This window comes from Auritidibacter sp. NML130574 (assembly GCF_003185725.2).
Lineage (GTDB): Bacteria > Actinomycetota > Actinomycetes > Actinomycetales > Micrococcaceae > Auritidibacter > Auritidibacter ignavus.
The window spans coordinates 939,118-957,579 of the sequence record NZ_CP031746.1 but is presented as its reverse complement, the minus strand read 5'-3'; the positions used below and the strand labels follow the sequence as shown (position 1 = coordinate 957,579).

Sequence of the window (18,462 nt, the reverse complement as noted above, 5' to 3'; positions counted from 1 at the left end):
ACCGGTGCATCCAGTCTCGGGAGTCCAGCCCAGGAAATAATCTCGGAAACGATCCAGAAAGGAACCTTCGACCATGCCTCAGATCGATGTAGCCCTGCAACTCTTAGCCCCCGATGTCCCGGTCCCGCACTATGCTCAGCCCGGTGATGCCGGTGCCGATCTGGTCACGGTAGAAGATGTGCGTCTGGGTCCGGGGGAGCGCTACCTGACTTCCACGGGGATTGCGATTGCTTTACCGGAAGGATTCGTGGGGTTGGTACACCCTCGTTCTGGATTGGCTGCGAAAAAAGGCCTGAGCATCGTTAACGCGCCTGGCACCATAGATGCGGGATATCGTGGCGAAGTCAAAGTGGCCCTGATCAATACCGATCCTCACACCGAGATTGTGCTCAACCGGGGGGATCGTATTGCGCAATTGGTCATTCAGCCCGTCTATCAGGCCTGTTTCCAAGTGGTCGAGGAGTTGCCGGAATCGGTTCGTGGCCAGCAGGGTTTTGGTTCTACCGGTGGGTTTTCGCACACAGAGAACTAGAACGAACCCCCGTCGTGCTCTGAAACCGCGCGCGAATCCGCGTAGACTATCACCGGTGAGCCCGTCACGACGGCTAGTTCGCTCAGTCAGGACGACACCGCAGAACGCCACGATAGGTGAACACTGCAGCAGATGGATGAACGAGAAACTGCCCCACCGCTGGAGAGAGGACAGGTTGATTGAAGCTCTTTGGACGCAACCGCGACGTGAAGGTCGAGCGTGTGACACTTCCAGAACACCTGCGGGAAGCGCCAGAGTCGACCGACCCCGACGCGCGCCCGGCAGGTCCCCGCGACATTTCGGAAATTGATCATGCCAAGGGCCTGGTCGATCTCGGCGCGTTGAAACTTGCTGCTGACCCTCAGATCGCTGTGCGACTGGACGTCGAAGAAAAGACCAAGGACATCATTGGTGTGACCTTGTCCCACGATAAGTCCAGCTTGCAGATCCAGACTTTTGCGGCTCCACGCTCGCAGGGACTATGGGACGACATTCGGGAAGAACTTACCGAATCGTTAACCTCCGCCAACAACGCCACTGTGACCGAAGAACAGGGACGGTTTGGCACCGAGCTCTTGGCCAAGATTCCGGCGAAATTGCCAGACGGTCGTCCTGGCTGGCGCGTGGCTCGGTTTATCGGAATTGATGGACCCCGCTGGTTCGTTCGTGCCGTTGTGGGAGGCCCAGCGGTCTTGAAGTCCGAACACGCTGAACGGTTGCTTGACGTGTTGGGTCGCTCTGCGATTGACCGAGGCCAGGAACCACACCCCTCGCGGGAGATCCTGCGCCTGCACGCTCCGAAGAACCTGCGTCGGGTCAAACCAGCCCCCGAACAATCGGAGGCAGGTCAAGCGGAGTCAACCCCGACCGATGCGAAGGGTATGCCCACACGCGGCCCTGAGATCACCGAAACCCGCTGATACGTCGCGGACCGAAATGAGTCTTGTTATTCCCGGCGATCAGCGTATTCTGTTTTTGTGCCCTACCTGCTTAAATTTGAGGGTTCACACGGTACGCGCATGATGAAAGAGACCGGTGCATGGTGAATGTGACTACCTTAGACGAGACTTCGACGCTCGGCGTCGGTGACACCGGTTATCCGGAAATCCTGACCCTTGAGGTGGGGGTCATGGCCCACGGTGGTCACTGCGTGGCCCGGCACGAAGGACGCGTTGTTTTCGTCCGCCATGCCATTCCTGGCGAAGTCGTGCGAGCCGTGGTGACTTCCGGTGGCGCGAAGGCCCGCTTTTGGCGGGCCGATACCGTCAACGTGATCCGGGGCTCCGAATTCCGGCGGGCACACCAGTGGAAATTGGCCGACTCCTTGCGCGCCTATCAAGCTGGGCGTCAGCCGATCGGTGGCGCCGAATACGGTCACATCACCCTGGAACACCAACGCCGGCTCAAGGCCCAAGTTTTTCGCGACACACTCAATCGGATTGGTCGCCTCGCCGTAGAGCCTCAGGTGACCTCAGTGGAAGCCGATGAGCCTACCGGTTTGCACTGGCGGACCCGCAACCGTTTCGCGGTGACCGCCTCCGGGCGCTTGGCGATGTTCGTCCACCGATCCAAGACCATGATTCCGGTCCGCAATATTCCCCTGGCGGTGCCCGAACTCGATGAGCTACACCTGTGGGATATCAATTTCCTCGGGGCCTCCAGCGTGGACGTCATCACCCCCGGCTATAGCCAGGAAGTCATGGTCGTCATCCACCCGGCTACCGAGACGCTGGCGCACGAGCCCACGCTGAATAAGGCGATCAACGATTGGCGACGCCAACTCTCCGGGCTACCCGGTACCGTCTCGGCAGTGGTGTCTGTTCCTCAACTCCAACCGGACCAGAAGCCACGCACCATACGGTTGCGCGGTCGCACGTGGGTGAGTGAAACTGTGCGCAGTTTGCACCACGGAACTTTTACATTCCGGGTCTCGGCCGAAGGCTTCTGGCAGTCCCACCGCGACGCCCCGCATATCTTGGTCGAGGCCGTCATGCAGGCGACGAACCCGCAACCCGGTGATGTCATTGCCGACTTATATGCAGGAGCTGGGCTCTTTTCAGCGTTTCTGGCTCGGGCGGTCGGGGAGACTGGCCGGGTCTACTCGGTCGAACGGGCCCGTCAGGCCAGCAAAGACGCCCGGAAGAACCTGCACGAGATGAAGCAGGCCGTAGTGATCAATGGTCGCACTGAGAAAGTGGTCTCCTCGTGGGCGCACCGCCCTCAGGCCCCCAGCGGCCAAGGCGGACTGGAAGGTCGTGACATCGATACGGTGGTGCTTGACCCGCCACGCTCTGGTGCTGGCCGGGCTACCATCAAAGGCATCAACGCGTTACCGGCCTCCAAGGTCGTCTACGTCTCCTGCGACCCGGCCTCCCTGGCTCGAGATGCCAAACTGTTGGCCGAACTGGGCTGGCAACACCAGAGCTCGGAGATTTTCGACCTGTTCCCCGACACCCACCACATGGAGTCGGTCAATATCTTCACCCGGTAGTGTCGCGCTGATCCGGGTACCGACGTCATCGTGACGCAGGTAACGACATCTGATCCGGATCAGTGGCTGCGCGTTGTAGAATAATTTTCTGGTCGCTGGATTTCGAGCCCAGCGACACTGGCATCGCACCGGTACCGAGTCGCACGTCGCTGATCAGCGAAGAGGGACTGCTGCCAGCGGCTTCGGCGAGATCGGTTGAGCGCCCCTTGATGGGCAGGAAGAGGAATCTCCGTGACTACTGTCGATAGTTTCGGCTCGAAGGGCGTATTGGACGTCAACGGCGCCGAGTATGAAATTTTTAGACTTAACAAGGTCGAAGGTGCACAGAACCTTCCCTACTCACTGAAGATTCTGCTCGAGAATCTGTTGCGCACCGAAGATGGCGCCAACGTCACGAAGAAGCAGATTGAAACGCTGGCCCAGTGGGACCCGCAGGACGATCCCCGCCACGAGATCCAGTTCACCCCGGCCCGGGTGCTGATGCAGGACTTCACCGGTGTGCCCTGTGTGGTTGACTTGGCCACCATGCGTGAGGCCATCGCGGATTTGGGCGGTGACGCCAAGCGCGTGAACCCGCTGGCACCGGCCGAGCTAGTGATTGACCACTCCGTGCAAATCGATAGCTTCGGTAACCCTGACGCCATCGAGCGCAACATGGAAATCGAATACGAGCGCAATGGTGAGCGCTATCAGTTCCTGCGCTGGGGTCAGACCGCCTTCGATAACTTCAAGGTCGTTCCTCCCGGACAGGGCATTGTCCACCAGGTCAACATCGAATACCTGGCACGCACCGTGATGACCCGCGAGGTCGACGGCGTGTTGCGCGCCTACCCGGACTCCTGTGTGGGCACCGACTCCCACACCACGATGGTCAACGGCCTGGGCGTGCTCGGCTGGGGTGTGGGCGGCATCGAGGCCGAGGCCGCGATGCTCGGCCAGCCGGTCTCCATGCTCATCCCGCGCGTGGTGGGCTTCAAGCTCACCGGGTCCATCCCCTCAGGTGCCACCGCAACCGACGTGGTGCTGACCATCACCGAGATGCTACGTCAGCACGGTGTGGTGGGTAAGTTCGTCGAGTTCTACGGTGAAGGTGTGGCCTCGGTGCCGCTGGCGAACCGCGCCACCATCGGCAACATGTCGCCCGAGTTCGGTTCCACCGCCGCGATCTTCCCGATCGACCAGGTGACCCTGGACTACCTGCGACTGACCGGTCGTACCGAAGAGAACATCGCGCTGGTTGAGGCCTACACTAAGGAACAGGGTCTGTGGCACGATCCGGCCAATGAGGCTCAGTACTCCGAGTACCTGGAGCTAGATCTATCCACTGTGGTGCCTTCCATCTCGGGTCCGAAGCGTCCACAGGACCGGATCGTGCTCTCTGACGCCAAGGAGCAGTTCCGCAAGGATATCCACAACTATGCAACTGAGAGCGACGATGCGGGCGTAGGGCGTCCCTCGCACACCGTTGACGTGAAGATGGAGGATGGGCGTGAGTTCGAACTCGACCACGGTGCTGTGTCGATCGCCTCGATCACCTCGTGCACCAACACCTCTAACCCTTCGGTCATGATGGCCGCCGCGGTGCTGGCCCGCAATGCCGTGGACAAAGGCCTGTCCTCCAAGCCGTGGGTGAAGACCTCTGTGGCTCCCGGTTCCCGGGTGGTGACCGAATACTACGAGAAGTCGGGTCTAATCCCGTACCTGGAGCAGTTAGGCTTCAACATCGTCGGTTATGGTTGCACCACCTGTATCGGTAACTCCGGTCCGCTGGAGTCCGAGATCTCCCAGGCCATCCAGGAAAACGACCTGTCGGTGACCTCGGTGCTGTCGGGTAACCGTAACTTCGAGGGCCGGATTAACCCGGACGTGAAGATGAACTACCTGGCCTCCCCGCCGCTGGTGGTCGCTTACGCTCTGGCCGGGTCCATGGACTTCGACTTCGACAATGACGTGCTGGGTCAGGACCAGGACGGTAACGACGTCTACCTGAAAGACATTTGGCCGGACCCCACCGAGGTGCAGCAGATCATCGATGACTCCATCGACACCGAGATGTTCCACACCGAATACTCCACGATCTTCGATGGTGACCAGCGGTGGCAGTCGATCGACACCCCGACCGGGGATGTTTTTGACTGGAACGATGAGTCCACCTATGTGCGCAAGCCCCCGTACTTCGAGGGCATGAAGGAAACCCCGGACCCCGTCCAGGACATCTCCGGGGCCCGCGTGCTCCTGAAGTTGGGTGACTCGGTGACCACCGACCACATCTCTCCGGCAGGCGCCTTCAAGTCCGACACCCCGGCCGGTCGCTACCTGACCGAGCACGGTGTGGCCCGTAAGGATTTCAACTCCTATGGGTCCCGTCGCGGTAACCACGAGGTGATGATTCGCGGTACCTTCGCGAACATCCGTATCAAGAACCAGTTGCTGGACGGCGTTGAAGGTGGCTTCACGCGGGACTTCACCCAGGAGGGTGGACCGCAGGCTTATGTCTACGACGCTGCGATGAACTACGCTGATCAAAACACTCCGCTGGTGGTGCTGGGCGGTAAGGAATACGGTACTGGTTCCTCCCGTGACTGGGCCGCTAAGGGAACCGCACTGCTGGGCGTCCGCGCGGTGATCAGCGAATCCTTTGAGCGTATTCACCGCTCGAACCTGATCGGCATGGGTGTGTTGCCGTTGCAGTTCCCGCAGGGGGAGTCCGCGAACTCACTGGGCCTGGACGGCACGGAAACCTTCGACATCTCCGGTATCACCGAGTTGAACGAGGGCACCACCCCGGCCACCGTGCACGTGACCGCGACCCACCCTGAGGGTAAGGTCACCGAGTTCGACGCCGATGTGCGTATCGACACCCCCGGTGAAGCTGACTACTACCGCAACGGCGGTATTCTGCAGTACGTGTTGCGTCAGATCGCTTCCTCCGAGAAGAACTAACGCAACCAGCAGCCAAGCCAGTCCTCGGGGCCTGCGCCCACGACCCACGCGGTCACGGTGCAGGCCCCGAGGCCATTAAACCGCTTTCTTGATCAGGTCACGGGTACGCTAAACTAGCAGGGTTATCAACCGGCCCGCGCGCAGGAGGTGCTCACCGTGTCCATTATTCGAGCCTATTTCTGCCCCGAAGATAGCACTCGTCCCACCCACTACCGGGAGGCGTGGTGGGATGAAGACCAGTACGAATTCGTGGTCCATTACGGTAAAGTCGGTGCCACCGGTGTAGACACTGCCGAGAAACTCGAGGACTGCGCGCAGGCCGAAGCGCTACTGTCAGGCTTCAGCCAACAGTGCACGGAAGACGGCTACCAGCCCATCGACCCCGCCGAGATGGAACAGCTACAGATCACCTATACCTTGCGTGGCAACGAACCGAGTGACGTGGAATCGCATCAAGCGCAGACTCTGGCAACCTTGACCACCCGTGAGCTGGCCTGGCGCGGACTCGGTGAGGCCGACTCGCCGGTCTTAGGCGCCGGAGCATTTACCATTGCGGTCGCCACCGTCCACCCGGGCAAGGCCCGCGAGATCATCCCGACTGTAGTGAAAGCTGCCGGCGTGCAGGCCTCAAAAGTCACCGTCCGAAAGACCAACGCCTGAATGCTTGAATCAGCCCTATGGTGGATTGTCTCCATCCTGGTCGTGGCCGTGATGGTGTGGTCAGTGATCAGCCTGCTACGGTCGCCTCTGGAACCACAGCGACGTATCGTCTGGGTTGTGGCGATCTTCTTATTGCCGGTGCTCGGGAGCCTGGTGTGGGCGTGGTGGAGGCTGTACTACTACCCGCGCCGGAAGGCAGAAACCCCCAACTGGGATCCCAACCGTCCCGGCACCGGGCACGTGGTGCCCCGACGGTTACGTGCCGATCACCGGCAACACGGGGCGTGGAAACCTTAGAGACGAGCTCGATGACCCGTTAGACCTCGACCCAAATGCCGCCGTTGCGGACCTCGGCGGGGTGACGTCGCAAGCCCCGGGGAGCCGGCCCGCCCAGCACATCACCGGTTTCGGAATCAAAGCGGGAAGAATGGCAGGGGCAGGTGAAATCCGGGGCGCGCTCCGCCCCTTCACCGACACGCACGACGCATCCCTGGTGGGGACAGATCGCGTGAAACGCCTGCACCGAGCTCTCGCTGTCCCGATAGATCAGCAGGTCATAGTCGCCGGTATGGACCCCGGTGGCTTCCCCGACGGGCAACAGATCGGCGTCGAGGACTTCAGTGGGCTGACCGGAGAATTCCTCGACCGTATCCGGCTCGGCCGGTGCACAGCTGGACAGTCCCAGCATGCTGGCACCACCTGCCACGATGGCTGCGGTGCCAGAGAGCAATTGGCGACGGTCGAGATGAGAGGAACCACCGGCACAGGTGGAACCTGTCTGTTCAGGATTCTCAGTCATGTCAGGGCTGCTCGTCATCGCTGTCCCATGGATCCGGGTCTAGTAATGCAACGGTAATGATTGCCGAGCAGGCCCAGACCTGCCAGTTACGGGCACCCCGGTCTTTGAGATACTCTTCGACGGTTTCCGGGGTAATGGGTGAGGGCGGACGCCAGCAGAGATCTCGTAGCGTCGAGGGGAGTAAGAGGTTCTCTAACGGCACGCCCATCGCCTCGGCTTGGCGAGTCAATCGCACCTTACACGTGGCGAATCGCCGAGCGGCCAGCTCGTCGAGAGACTTCCACCTTTTCACCGGCGGAGGGCCACCGGAGCCAGCCGGTTTCTTCTCCGGTCGCGTTGCGGGATCCCGTCCTTCGGCCACCCCGCGCCGAATCGCCTCCAACCACCGGTCCTTCTCCCGGCCGGCAGCCCGGCCGGTGAACCCCTTGGTGTTCATCAGCTCACTTGCGGTTGCAGGTTGTGCGGTCGCGGCGGCAATAATCGCCCGATCGGGTAGTAGCCGCCCCGGGAAGACATCTTCCTGACGGCCCAGTTCATCACGGGCATGCCACAGGGCACGGACAATGGCCAGCTGTTGTGGTGATTTCACCCGGTGAATACCGGAGGTTCTCCGCCAGGGCTCGTGAGGGGGCTCCGGGGGTTGCCAAGCGGTCAACGCTTCGAACTCTTCGGCAGCGATCTCCAGCTTGTCCTGCCGACGTAGTGTGCGAATCATCTGTGCGCGTAACGGGACCAAATACTCCACATCCAAGGCGGCGTAGTTACGCATCTGCTCGGGCAACGGGCGCTGCGACCAATCGGCAGCTGAATGCTCCTTGGCCAAGGTTATTCCCAACGTACGCTGTAGCAGTGCGGCCAGATTTACTTTCTGGAAGCCGCACAGGCGTCCGGCTAGCTCGGTATCGAAGAGAGTACAGGGACGTAATCCACAGTCAGCCAGACACCCTAAGTCTTGCGTGGCAGCGTGTAAGATCCACTCGGTGTCACCGATGGCTTGCTGAATAATGTCCAAATTCTCCAAGGGTTCGGGGTCGATGAGCCAAATGCCGGAGCCTTCACGCTTGAGTTGGACCAAGAATGCTCGCTGACCGTAGCGAAATCCGGAGGCTCGTTCGGTATCGATGGCCACCGGTCCGCTACCGGCGCGGAGCGCTTCAGCGCATTCGGTGAGCCCTTCGGGCGTGTCGGTAAGTTCTGGGATGCCCTCGGCCGGCTCGGTGATCAGAACCGGTGCCTCAGATTCTGCGTTTGTGGTCAGGATGATGTTACGTCCTTCGTGCTCGAGGGAGAACTGTGACGCCTTCAGGAACCGGTGGTAAACCAGCAAAGGCGCAGACCATATCTGCCCAGGCCTCCAGGTGGTTCTCCATCGATTCGCCCATCAGGTTGGTAGGACTCCACGAGGCCCGCATTTCAATGTCAATGGCATCGGCCCGATCATCCAACACTCCGAAACTTTCCGACAGCACCCGCGTGGCGGTCCCACCGGCTTGGTCATAATCCACCTGGTGACCATCTAAGGCTTCCACCAGCCATGTCCACGCCACCTCAGCGGCCATCGGGTCCACGCCCATTTCGGCTTCAACCGACGCCCGAATGAAGGTCACAATGCGGAACGTGGATTTCCACACGGCCGAACCGGCCGGGTCATGCAAGAGAATAAAACGCCCGGTGGCTAGTGGCTCATTGGGGTCCTGGTCTTCAACCGCTCCGAGTGTGGTGACGGTTGAGGTGATCGGGGCCGGAAGCACGGCCGGGTAAACATCGGCGGCCATAGCCACCGCATAGGGTGCGATTTTCTGCGGTGCCGGGATTTCAGTCAGCCGGACTTCCGCTCGGGGCTGGGCCATCCGCAGTCCCGATAGCGCCCGACGAAAAGTCACAGGCGCCGAAGCCAAGGTTTCTGCACTCGACCGATCAATGCTCACCCCTCAAGGTTAAAGCGCTACCTGAAGGATGGGGGGCAGGCCACGCCGAGAACCCTCGAGCTTATCGGTCTGAGCGGGGGACTTTCTCCAGGGAAATGGAGTTCATGCAGTAGCGCAGGTCCGTCGGGGTATTGAAGCCCTCACCTTCGAACACGTGGCCCAAGTGGGACTGACACTGGGCACACAAGACCTCGATGCGGGTCATCCCCAAGGAGGTGTCTTTGCGGTATTCCACCCGATCTTCAGCCAACGGGGCAAAGAATGAGGGCCAACCGCAGTGGGCATCAAACTTCTGATCCGAACGGAACAGCTCAGCCCCACAGGCCCGGCACCGGTAGATCCCTTCGCTGAAATCATCCCAGTATTCCCCGGTAAAGGGTCGTTCAGTGGCCGCCTGGCGAAGCACCTGGTACTCCGCAGGACTGAGGCGTTGTTTCCACTCGTCCTCGGAGAGCTGACCGGAGCGGGTAGTGGTGGTTTGTGTGGTGTCGTCTTGGTGGTGAGAGGTATCTGAAACTGTCATATCCGCTATAACGTCACAGGCCAGGGGATTGTTCCCGACCCGACGTTTGAGAAACTGGAAATTCCCCGGTGAACGGGGAAGAATGACCAGTATGCGAGTCTTCCCCCGATCCCGCGCTGAGTCTGACAACTCGCGTTCTCGAGCACGGTTTTCCCAAGTGCTCGCCGTGGTCGGTGCCTCTGCTGCGGTGGTGGGCTCGCTGTTTGCCGGCACCATTTCTACCCTGGCTACCGTCTTTGCCCGTACGGTCGTGACCCCGACGCGACGGGTGGCCGAAGACATCCGGATTTACGCAATCATTGAGCCCTACGGTCCCCGGCCTCACATCGCGTTGCAGGCCACCCGTGAAACCACCGTGGAAGGTCGCTATTCGCTGACCTTCGCCGCCGGTGAAGGTATCGCCCGCATCGGTAAGATCGTTGACCGCGACGCTGAAGCCGGGATTGTGGTGCGAGAAATTGAACAGATCTATTCCGGGGATCTCACCGCGGCGCAAAAAGGCTCCTGGACCGGCTTTACCTGGCCCCACCCCGGTGATGCCGGGTTTGTGTCCGAGGAAGTGTCCATTCCCGTCGAACGTGGCGAAGCCCCGGCCTGGTATGTACCACCCCAAGTCCCGCGTGTCGCCGAGTCCCCCCTTCCTACCCAGACCCCTGAATTCGGAGAAGACACCTGGGCGATTATGGTTCACGGACGTGGCTCCCGGCGTACCGAAGGAATTCGTGCCCTGCGCGTCGCCGGCGCTCTAGGTATGCCGAGCTTATTGATTTCCTACCGCAACGACGGCAACGCCCCGCCGGCCGGAGATGGCCGATACGGGCTTGGAGCGACCGAATGGCCCGACGTGGAAGCTGCCATGCACTATGCGCTGAGTCACGGTGCCCGACAAGTCGTGATTTTCGGCTGGTCCATGGGTGGGGCGGTGTCCCTGCAATTGGCTGCCCAGTCACCGTTACGCGACCGGATTGCGGGGCTGGTCCTCGACGGACCGGTTATTAACTGGATTGATGTCTTGGCCTACCAGGCCCGCTTGAACCGGCTTCCCGACGCGGTGGGTCATCTGGGGCAATTTATGATTGCCAATAAATGGGCCCGCCGTCTTGCCGGGCTGGCAGCCCCGGTGGACTTGAAAGCCTTGAACTGGGTGGACCGGGCCGAGCAACTCAAGCACCCGGTGCTGATTCTGCACTCTGAAGACGACGACTTCGTTCCGATCGGGCCGGCTGGACAGCTGGCGAATCTGCGTCCGGATTTGGTCTCGTTGGTGCGATTCACCAAGGCCCGGCACACGCGAGAATGGAATGTTGACCCTGACCGCTGGGAACAAGCAACGCTGAGCTGGCTCTATGTGGTGCTCAGTGGCCCGCGACGTGTAGTGCCACAGTTATCGCGGTAGGAGAGCGGGCTGGGTTTAGACTATAGGGCAGAGTTTTATTGTTCGCACCCTTACCCCCATAAGGAGGCTCCATTGGCCGGTCACTCAAAATGGGCAACAACCAAGCATAAAAAAGCTGCCCTGGATGCCAAGCGCGCCAAAATGTTCGCCAAGCACATTAAGGCGATTGAGGTAGCCGCTCGTGCCGGTGGGCCAGATCTGGAAGGTAACCCGGCGCTGGATCTTGCAGTCTCCAAAGCCAAGAAGCAATCGGTGCCCAATGACAATATTGACCGTGCCATCAAGCGCGGTGCCGGTCTGACCGGTGAGGTCATTAACTACGAAGAGATTATCTACGAGGTTCGCGGTCCCGAAGGCTCGGCGTTGATGGTCGAATGCTTGACTGATAACAAGAACCGTGCTGCAGCCGAAGTGCGCCACACCGTCACCCGCAATAACGGCACCCTGGCCGACTCCGGGTCGGTCGCTTTCCTCTTCAACCGCCAAGGCGTGGTCCGCATGGACGCCGAGGGTAAAGAAGAAGACGAAATCCTGATGGCGGTCCTGGATGCCGGAGCCGAAGAAGTGGCCAAGTCCGGTGGTAGCTTCGAAGTCTACTCGGACCCCTCCGATCTGCAGGATGTAGCCAAAGCACTCGACGAAGCCGAGATCGACTACGAATCCGACGAAGTCGAGTTCGTGGCCACGATGAAGGTCGAGCTCGATGCCAAAGCTGCCCGCCAATTCCTGCGCTTAGCTGATGCTCTCGAAGAGCTCGACGACGTACAGAACGTCAGCTCCAACGTGGACATCACCGATGAGGTGGCCGCAGAACTTGAGAACGAGGACGACTAACCGGTGCGGGTTCCCAGCAAACCCTTGCGGGTGCTGGCGGTCGACCCGGGACTGACACGGTGTGGCATGGCCGTGGTCGACGTCGCCCCCAACCGGCAGGCCACTCTGGTGGACGTACGCGTGGTGGGGACTCCGAACACGGCCTCGATCGGTGAGCGACTGGCGACCATCGACGAGGCCATTGCCGATTTCTTTGAGTCGCACCGTCCCGACCACCTGGCCGTGGAGCGGATGTTCGCTCAAAACAACACGCCAACCGTAGTCGGTACCGCCCAAGCTTCCGGAGTGGTGATCGCAGCGGCGGGCCGACGCAATATTCCGGTCGCTTTGCTGACCCCCTCCGAGGTGAAAGCTGCGGTCACCGGAAACGGTTCCGCCGATAAAAACCAGGTCACCGCGATGGTAACCCGGGTCCTGGGCTTAGATTCGCCACCGAAACCCGCCGATGCAGCCGACGCGATGGCACTGGCGATCGCCCACGCCTGGCGCGGGGGACTCCACGGGCGTGGACTGGACACCGGGAAATTGACCAGCCCGGCCCGACCATCGAAATTTCCCGGTGCGACAGCAAAGAATTCCCGCCCCACAACCCCAGCCCAGCGAGCGTGGTTGGAAGCCGAACGGCGTGCCCGTTAACATCGGTTGCACCCTGCGGGGTACAGTGTTCGTAGATTAGTTCTATCATTTGCGGTACGGGCAGTGGACAAAACACCTGGCGGAGCCCGACGCACAGCTACGGAGGCTTCATGATTTCCTCGTTGACCGGAGTGGTTGAGTACCTCGGCGTCGATGCGGCGGTGCTCAATGTCAACGGTGTCGGCTATACCTTCTTCGCCACCCCGCAAACACTGGCGACACTGCGGATCGAGGACCAAGCACGCGTGCTGACCGAGCTGATCGTTCGTGAAGATGCCATGACCCTCTACGGGTTTCGCTCCCGGGACGAACGCGAAATTTTCACGACGATGCTGACCATCTCCGGGATCGGGCCCCGGATCGCTCTGGCGGTTCTGGCGGTCTATGCACCCGAAGAGGTCCGGCGCGCGGTCGCCCAAGACGACGATAAGGCCTTCACCCAGGTGCCCGGCATCGGTGCGAAAACCGCCCGCCGGATCATCCTGGAACTGTCCGGTAAGCTCGTACCGGCCGAGAACCCCGCACAGGCAGGGCAGCCGAGCGGTGCCACGCCGGGCAATGACCCGGTGTGGCAGGAGCAAGTTCACGAAGCTCTCACCGGGCTCGGCTGGACCGACAAGGATGCCACCAAGGCGTTGAAATCCACTCTGGAACATGAACCCGAATTGCGCGAGTCACAGGACGTCTCCCAGGTTCTGCGCGCGACGTTGCGTCACCTGGGACAAGGACAACGTCGCGTCCACTCATAACACGTTCTCCGTCGGAAGGCATGCTAGATCGAGATGAGTACCGATCCCCACAACGCTGAGCAGGATTCCCGCCTGATCGGGCCCAGTGCCTCCACCGAAGAACGTGAAATTGAGGCCGCGTTGCGTCCGAAGCATCTCGGAGACTTTGTGGGCCAATCCCGGGTTCGCGAACAACTGTCCTTAGTGCTCGAAGCCGCCAAACTCCGTGATGCCACCGCCGACCACGTGTTGCTCTCAGGTCCTCCGGGGCTGGGCAAAACCACCCTGTCGATGATTATCGCAGCCGAAATGAACGCCCCGCTGCGGATCTCCTCTGGTCCGGCCATCCAACACTCAGGTGACCTCGCTGCGATCCTTTCTTCGCTCACTGAGGGAGAAGTGCTCTTCCTGGATGAAATTCACCGGATGTCACGTCCAGCTGAAGAAATGCTCTATATGGCCATGGAAGATTTTCGGGTCGATATCGTGGTCGGCAAAGGTGCTGGGGCGACGTCCATTCCGCTCGAGCTCCCACCCTTTACGCTAGTCGGAGCCACCACCAGAGCGGGGCTCTTGCCGGGTCCCCTACGGGATCGGTTTGGTTTCACCGGTCACTTGGAGTTCTATGACGTGGCCGAACTCGAACTGGTGCTACGCCGCTCGGCAGCCATGCTGGATATGCGCCTGTCACCGGGAGCCTTTGCCGAAATCGCAACACGGTCCCGTGGTACCCCGCGTATCGCCAACCGACTGCTACGCCGGGTGCGTGACTGGGCACTGGTCCACCACCTTGACGAAGTGGATGCCCGGTCGGCCTCCACCGCCCTGGATATCTACGAAATTGACCGGCGTGGTTTGGACCGCCTCGATCGTGGCGTGCTCGAAGCATTGTGTCAGAAATTTGGCGGAGGCCCGGTCGGACTGTCCACCCTGGCCATTGCCGTCGGTGAAGAGGTCGAAACCGTCGAAGAAGTTGCCGAGCCCTACCTAGTGCGTGAAGGACTCCTGGGACGTACCCCGCGCGGGCGGATCGCGATGCCGGCGGCCTGGGAACATTTAGGACTTGATGTTCCTCACAACGCAGAGGTGCAGTCAATGTGGCGACTCGCAGAATCCCAGACCGATGAACCCGGTCAGACCTCTCCGTTATTCGGCCCAGATGACTTCTCCCGGGACGAGTCCCACGACTAGACCCGGGCAAAAATCAAGCGACCGTGCCGTGAGAATGGTCTCCAGCGTGAAGGTGACCCTTAAGAATTAGGCCCGACCTCAGGTGCCTAAGGTAGCCTGAGAATAATGCGTTCCACCACGAGACTTGTCGTGGTGGAAGATCTAGACATCATTGTCCCGAGGAATTGGATCGATACATGCACTTTGCTGACCTGACTCATCTCGTCAACCCACTGGCTCAGAATGCTGAAGGTGGCGGCGGTTTTGGCGCTGGCTTTTTGATCGTCATGCTGGTCATCTTCGGTCTGCTGATCTTCTTGTCCATGCGTGGCACCCGGAAACAGCAGAAGAAGCAGATGGAAACTCGCCAGGCCTTGGCCCCGGGCGTTGAGGTCATGACCGCTGCCGGAATCTTCGGTACCGTGATTTCGGTCAACCACGACGACAATAAGGTGGTCCTTGAGGTCTCGCCCGGCAACAGCGTGACCGTACACCTGCAGACCATTGCTCAAGTCATCGAACCGGTGGCAGACACCGCTGACTCGACTGCTAGCTCGGAACCAACACCGGATGAGTCCAACAAGATCGTGATCAACAGCGAGAACCGCGACGCCACCGACACTCAGGCATCGGGTAACCCGGAGGATCCCCGCGAAGAATACGGTTCGACCGAGGAGACCGACAAAGATTCCCCAAACGACGACGAGAAGAAATAACCACCAGACCATCACGAAAGGTTCAGCACCCCGGGGTGCTGAACCTTTCGTGAGTCCGCACTCCAGAACTGAAAGATCCACACCATCATGGCCTCAAAGACCCCCCAAGGGCGCGCGCGACGCACTCTGGGCTGGCTGGCAGCGATAGTCGTCGTGCTGGCTGGCATCCTCGGCGTAGGTATCGCCACCAACCAAACCAATGGCTTGCCCCTGCTCGCCTTGGACCTCGAAGGCGGTACCCAGATGGTGCTCTCACCGCAGACCGCCTCTGGTGAAGAAGTCACCGACGAAACGCTGAACCAGGCCGTCGAGATTATTCGTGCCCGTGTGGATGGTTCCGGTGTCTCGGAAGCTGAAATTAATACCCAAGGCGATAACAACGTTGTGGTCGCCCTGCCCGGCAACCCGGATCAACAAACCCGCGATTTAATCCAGGCCTCGGCCAATATGGAATTCCGCGCGGTCCTCCAAGGCGCCCCGGGTATTGCTACCCCGGAAGAGGAGCGCCAAGACGTGGAGGATTTCCCCGAGCCAGAGGCGGAACCCGAAGATGGCTCGGATCAGAACTGGATCAGCCCAGAGCTGGCCTACGAGTTTCAAAACACCGACTGTCGTGAGCAACAACAGCAGGAAATAAACGAACAACTGCCCACAGATGAAGCGGTCGTTGCCTGTGACCCCGAGTATGGGATGAAATACATTCTGGGCCCCGTCGAAGTTGAAGGGACCCAGATCGACAACGCCGACTACGGTATGGCACAGACCCCAACTGGAGTGTCGGCTAATAACTGGGTGGTCAACCTCAGCTTCGACGACGAAGGCACGGAGGCCTTCCGCGAGGTCACTCAGCGCATCACGGGCATGCCGGAACCACAGAACCAGTTTGCGATCGTCCTGGATGGCACCATCGTTTCCGCACCGCGTTCGAATGCGGTGATCACCGACGGCCGTGCCACGATTGAAGGAAACTTCACCGAAGTATCGGCCCAAGCCCTGGCCGAACAGCTCCAATATGGTGCTCTGCCGATTAGCTTCACTATCGAATCTGAACAACAGATTTCGGCGACCCTGGGCCAGGACCAGTTGTTCTGGGGCGTGGTGGCTGGACTGATCGGTTTGGGCCTGGTGGCGGTCTACCAGTTCTACCAGTACCGTGCCCTGGGTTTTGTCACCCTGACCTCGTTGCTGGTGATGTTCCTGCTGACCTACGTGGCGATCGTGTTGCTGGGTTGGTCGGATAATTATCGATTATCGCTGGCCGGTATGGCCGGTATTATCGTCGCCGTTGGTCTGACCGCGGACTCCTTTATCGTCTACTTTGAAAGAATCAAGGACGAAATGAGGTCGGGGCGACGGTTCGAATCAGCCGTGGAATTCGGGTGGTCGCGGGCTAAACGTACCATTATCGTTTCTAAGGCCGTGAACCTGCTGGCCGCGGTAGTGCTGTACTTCGTGGCTGTCGGTAATGTCCGCGGTTTCGCCTTCACTCTGGGCCTGGCGGCACTGATCGATGTGTTGCTGGTGTTTATGTTCACCCACCCAGTTATGCAACTGTTAGCACGAACGAAGTTCTTCGGTGGCGGACATCCGCTGTCGGGGATGGACCCCTCGTTGCTGGGACAAAAAGCGCTCTACCAGGGCGCTGGCCGGGTCCGGGAGTTTAACGACGAACCCAGCCGGGCACCCGTGAAGAAGAAAAAGATCAAGGGCAGAGCCAAAGAAGCTCAGCGACGCCAAACCATTGCCGAGCGCAGGCAACAAGAGCGTGAGGAAAAGCTTGGTCTGACACAGGACGAGAAGACCACGGAGGACGCAGAATGAGTAGCATCGCTGAGTGGGGAAATAAACTCTATACGGGCAAAAAGTCCTACCCGTTTATCCAGAAGTGGCGACTGTGGTTTTCCATCGCGGCTATAGTGCTACTGGTGGCAGTCGGTATCACCGTGGCACGGGGTGGCTTCAACTTCGGCATTGAGTTCCGTGGTGGGTCCGAGTTCACCGTCTCCTCGGTGCAGAACACCGACCCGACGGTGGGCGAGCAGGCCGTGACCGACGTCGTTGCTGAGGTGGAAGCCACCGCGACCAATATCGCGCCCGGAACCATGCGGGTTCAAACCGAAGAGCTCACCGATGACCAGACCCTTGAAGTGGCCTCCAATCTGCAAGAGGCCTATCAGGTCTCGGCCAATGACGTGACCTCCAGCTTCGTGGGCCCGACCTGGGGTGAGGCGATTTCTCAGCAGATGTTGATTGGCTTGGTGATCTTCATTGTGCTGGTTACCGTGCTGATGGCCATCTACTTCCGGACCTGGAAGATGTCGTTGGCAGCAGTGCTGGGGTTGTTCTACGTGGTGGCCCTCACCGTGGGAATCTATGGGGCCACCGGGTTTGAGGTCACGCCCGCAGCCATTATTGGGTTCCTGACCATCTTGTCCTACTCGCTCTACGACACGGTGGTCGTCTTCGATAAGATTCGTGAAAATACCGCGAATATGGACGAAAATACCGTCAGAACCTTCCGCGAGATGGTCAACCTGGCGGTTAACCAGACCTTGGTCCGGTCCATTACCACCTCTATAGTAGGTATTTTGCCGGTCGGGTCCATTCTGTTTATTGGTGCCGGGCTTCTCGGGGCAGGGACCCTGCGCGATATTTCGCTATCGATCTTCGTGGGGATTATCGTCGGTACCTTGGCCACACTGTTTATTCAGGCGCCACTGTATGCACTGCTGCGGGGTGGGGAAGACAAAGTCAAAAACCATGATCGCCGAGTGCTCAACCTCCGTGAGGAAACCGGTCTGCGCCCTGAGGACGTGACTGAAGAACAAATTACGACAGCCTAACGGCGCCGGACCGTCGCACCACAGTCCGTCTGCCCCGATGCTACCGGTGTTTTGTCACCGGCGACATCGGGGGACTAGTGTATGAAAACAATCAACCACAATCCGTACTGGAATCAGCGTTTGGGCTCCAGAGGTCAGCGGAGAGAAAGCGGGGCGGTGCCGGATGAGTAGTACTTCTGATGCGCAAAAATCCGGTCGCCACGGTGCCGGAGAGCAACGGTCTGCGCCCAAACGTCACCGCTCCCGACTGGCCAGGCTCACCG

Annotated in this window: 18 protein-coding genes; 14 read left to right on the top strand and 4 right to left on the bottom strand. The window is 60.0% G+C overall.

Annotation, left to right across the window (positions count from 1 at the left end):
• The first annotated feature begins 73 nt into the window (after positions 1-73).
• The 6 genes from dut to DCC27_RS04365 all read left to right on the top strand — a co-directional run bounded on the left by dut (position 74) and on the right by DCC27_RS04365 (position 6,923).
• Complete coding sequence (gene dut, locus DCC27_RS04390; protein ID WP_110110316.1) at positions 74-532, top strand: dUTP diphosphatase; 459 nt, start codon at positions 74-76, stop codon at positions 530-532.
• Between the two features lie 221 nt (positions 533-753).
• Positions 754-1,452 (top strand): DUF3710 domain-containing protein, encoded by a 699-nt coding sequence (locus DCC27_RS04385; RefSeq protein ID WP_246840141.1) that lies wholly within the window; start codon positions 754-756, stop codon positions 1,450-1,452.
• A 119-nt stretch (positions 1,453-1,571) separates the two neighbouring features.
• Positions 1,572-3,023 (top strand): class I SAM-dependent RNA methyltransferase, encoded by a 1,452-nt coding sequence (locus DCC27_RS04380; RefSeq protein ID WP_233492057.1) that lies wholly within the window; start codon positions 1,572-1,574, stop codon positions 3,021-3,023.
• A gap of 231 nt (positions 3,024-3,254) precedes the next feature.
• Entirely contained in the window at positions 3,255-5,966 is a 2,712-nt protein-coding gene (gene acnA, locus DCC27_RS04375; RefSeq protein WP_110100476.1) for an aconitate hydratase AcnA, read from the top strand.
• A 156-nt stretch (positions 5,967-6,122) separates the two neighbouring features.
• A complete protein-coding gene (locus DCC27_RS04370; RefSeq protein WP_148707505.1) occupies positions 6,123-6,626 on the top strand; it encodes a hypothetical protein in 504 nt (167 codons plus the stop codon).
• Positions 6,627-6,923 carry a PLD nuclease N-terminal domain-containing protein gene (locus DCC27_RS04365; RefSeq protein WP_110099694.1) on the top strand — a complete coding sequence of 99 codons (297 nt, stop codon included), beginning with the start codon at positions 6,627-6,629 and terminating at the stop codon, positions 6,921-6,923. It begins immediately after the preceding gene.
• A 19-nt stretch (positions 6,924-6,942) separates the two neighbouring features.
• Here the strand turns inward: DCC27_RS04365 and DCC27_RS04360 are convergent, their stop codons facing one another.
• The 4 genes from DCC27_RS04360 to msrB form a co-directional block, all read right to left on the bottom strand.
• Positions 6,943-7,425 (bottom strand): Rieske (2Fe-2S) protein, encoded by a 483-nt coding sequence (locus DCC27_RS04360; RefSeq protein ID WP_168186072.1) that lies wholly within the window; start codon positions 7,423-7,425, stop codon positions 6,943-6,945.
• Between the two features lies 1 nt (position 7,426).
• Positions 7,427-8,752: an HRDC domain-containing protein gene (locus DCC27_RS04355; RefSeq protein ID WP_246840140.1), complete on the bottom strand. Its 1,326-nt coding sequence runs from the start codon at positions 8,750-8,752 to the stop codon at positions 7,427-7,429.
• Positions 8,691-9,275, bottom strand: a complete 585-nt coding sequence (locus DCC27_RS04350) for a DUF3000 domain-containing protein (RefSeq protein WP_110099715.1) — start codon at positions 9,273-9,275, stop codon at positions 8,691-8,693. Before DCC27_RS04350 ends, DCC27_RS04355 begins: the two co-directional genes overlap by 62 nt.
• 139 nt (positions 9,276-9,414) lie before the next feature.
• Entirely contained in the window at positions 9,415-9,876 is a 462-nt protein-coding gene (msrB, locus tag DCC27_RS04345; protein WP_110099692.1) for a peptide-methionine (R)-S-oxide reductase MsrB, read from the bottom strand.
• A gap of 82 nt (positions 9,877-9,958) precedes the next feature.
• On the opposite strand from msrB, the gene DCC27_RS04340 reads away from it, so the two are divergent.
• The 8 genes from DCC27_RS04340 to secF all read left to right on the top strand — a co-directional run bounded on the left by DCC27_RS04340 (position 9,959) and on the right by secF (position 18,199).
• Positions 9,959-11,272: a S9 family peptidase gene (locus DCC27_RS04340; RefSeq protein ID WP_110110312.1), complete on the top strand. Its 1,314-nt coding sequence runs from the start codon at positions 9,959-9,961 to the stop codon at positions 11,270-11,272.
• Between the two features lie 72 nt (positions 11,273-11,344).
• Entirely contained in the window at positions 11,345-12,106 is a 762-nt protein-coding gene (locus DCC27_RS04335) for a YebC/PmpR family DNA-binding transcriptional regulator (RefSeq protein ID WP_110099690.1), read from the top strand.
• Between the two features lie 66 nt (positions 12,107-12,172).
• The gene (locus DCC27_RS04330; protein ID WP_110099714.1) at positions 12,173-12,742 is read left to right on the top strand and encodes a crossover junction endodeoxyribonuclease RuvC; all 570 of its coding nucleotides are present in this window, start codon (positions 12,173-12,175) and stop codon (positions 12,740-12,742) included.
• 110 nt (positions 12,743-12,852) lie between these two features.
• The gene (gene ruvA / locus DCC27_RS04325) at positions 12,853-13,491 is read left to right on the top strand and encodes a Holliday junction branch migration protein RuvA (RefSeq protein ID WP_110100479.1); all 639 of its coding nucleotides are present in this window, start codon (positions 12,853-12,855) and stop codon (positions 13,489-13,491) included.
• A gap of 33 nt (positions 13,492-13,524) precedes the next feature.
• Positions 13,525-14,661, top strand: a complete 1,137-nt coding sequence (gene ruvB / locus DCC27_RS04320; RefSeq protein ID WP_110100480.1) for a Holliday junction branch migration DNA helicase RuvB — start codon at positions 13,525-13,527, stop codon at positions 14,659-14,661.
• Positions 14,662-14,837: 176 nt separating this feature from the next.
• The gene (gene yajC, locus DCC27_RS04315) at positions 14,838-15,356 is read left to right on the top strand and encodes a preprotein translocase subunit YajC (RefSeq protein WP_110099687.1); all 519 of its coding nucleotides are present in this window, start codon (positions 14,838-14,840) and stop codon (positions 15,354-15,356) included.
• An 87-nt stretch (positions 15,357-15,443) separates the two neighbouring features.
• On the top strand, positions 15,444-17,177 hold the full coding sequence (gene secD / locus DCC27_RS04310; protein WP_110100481.1) for a protein translocase subunit SecD: 1,734 nt from the start codon (positions 15,444-15,446) through the stop codon (positions 17,175-17,177).
• The gene (gene secF, locus DCC27_RS04305) at positions 17,174-18,199 is read left to right on the top strand and encodes a protein translocase subunit SecF (RefSeq protein WP_110099685.1); all 1,026 of its coding nucleotides are present in this window, start codon (positions 17,174-17,176) and stop codon (positions 18,197-18,199) included. Before secD ends, secF begins: the two co-directional genes overlap by 4 nt.
• Positions 18,200-18,462 lie beyond the last annotated feature (263 nt).

What these genes read in the sequence shown, in the direction of transcription:
- dut (WP_110110316.1), top strand. Translation starts at nt 74, where the DNA reads ATGCCTCAGATCGATGTAGCCCTGCAACTCTTAGCCCCCGATGTCCCG.
- DCC27_RS04380 (WP_233492057.1), top strand. Translation starts at nt 1,572, where the DNA reads ATGGTGAATGTGACTACCTTAGACGAGACTTCGACGCTCGGCGTCGGT.
- DCC27_RS04365 (WP_110099694.1), top strand. Translation starts at nt 6,627, where the DNA reads ATGCTTGAATCAGCCCTATGGTGGATTGTCTCCATCCTGGTCGTGGCC.
- DCC27_RS04360 (WP_168186072.1), bottom strand. Translation starts at nt 7,425, where the DNA reads ATGACTGAGAATCCTGAACAGACAGGTTCCACCTGTGCCGGTGGTTCC.
- DCC27_RS04350 (WP_110099715.1), bottom strand. Translation starts at nt 9,275, where the DNA reads ATGGCCCAGCCCCGAGCGGAAGTCCGGCTGACTGAAATCCCGGCACCG.
- msrB (WP_110099692.1), bottom strand. Translation starts at nt 9,876, where the DNA reads ATGACAGTTTCAGATACCTCTCACCACCAAGACGACACCACACAAACC.
- DCC27_RS04340 (WP_110110312.1), top strand. Translation starts at nt 9,959, where the DNA reads ATGACCAGTATGCGAGTCTTCCCCCGATCCCGCGCTGAGTCTGACAAC.
- DCC27_RS04330 (WP_110099714.1), top strand. Translation starts at nt 12,173, where the DNA reads ATGGCCGTGGTCGACGTCGCCCCCAACCGGCAGGCCACTCTGGTGGAC.
- ruvA (WP_110100479.1), top strand. Translation starts at nt 12,853, where the DNA reads ATGATTTCCTCGTTGACCGGAGTGGTTGAGTACCTCGGCGTCGATGCG.
- ruvB (WP_110100480.1), top strand. Translation starts at nt 13,525, where the DNA reads ATGAGTACCGATCCCCACAACGCTGAGCAGGATTCCCGCCTGATCGGG.
- yajC (WP_110099687.1), top strand. Translation starts at nt 14,838, where the DNA reads ATGCACTTTGCTGACCTGACTCATCTCGTCAACCCACTGGCTCAGAAT.
- secD (WP_110100481.1), top strand. Translation starts at nt 15,444, where the DNA reads ATGGCCTCAAAGACCCCCCAAGGGCGCGCGCGACGCACTCTGGGCTGG.
- secF (WP_110099685.1), top strand. Translation starts at nt 17,174, where the DNA reads ATGAGTAGCATCGCTGAGTGGGGAAATAAACTCTATACGGGCAAAAAG.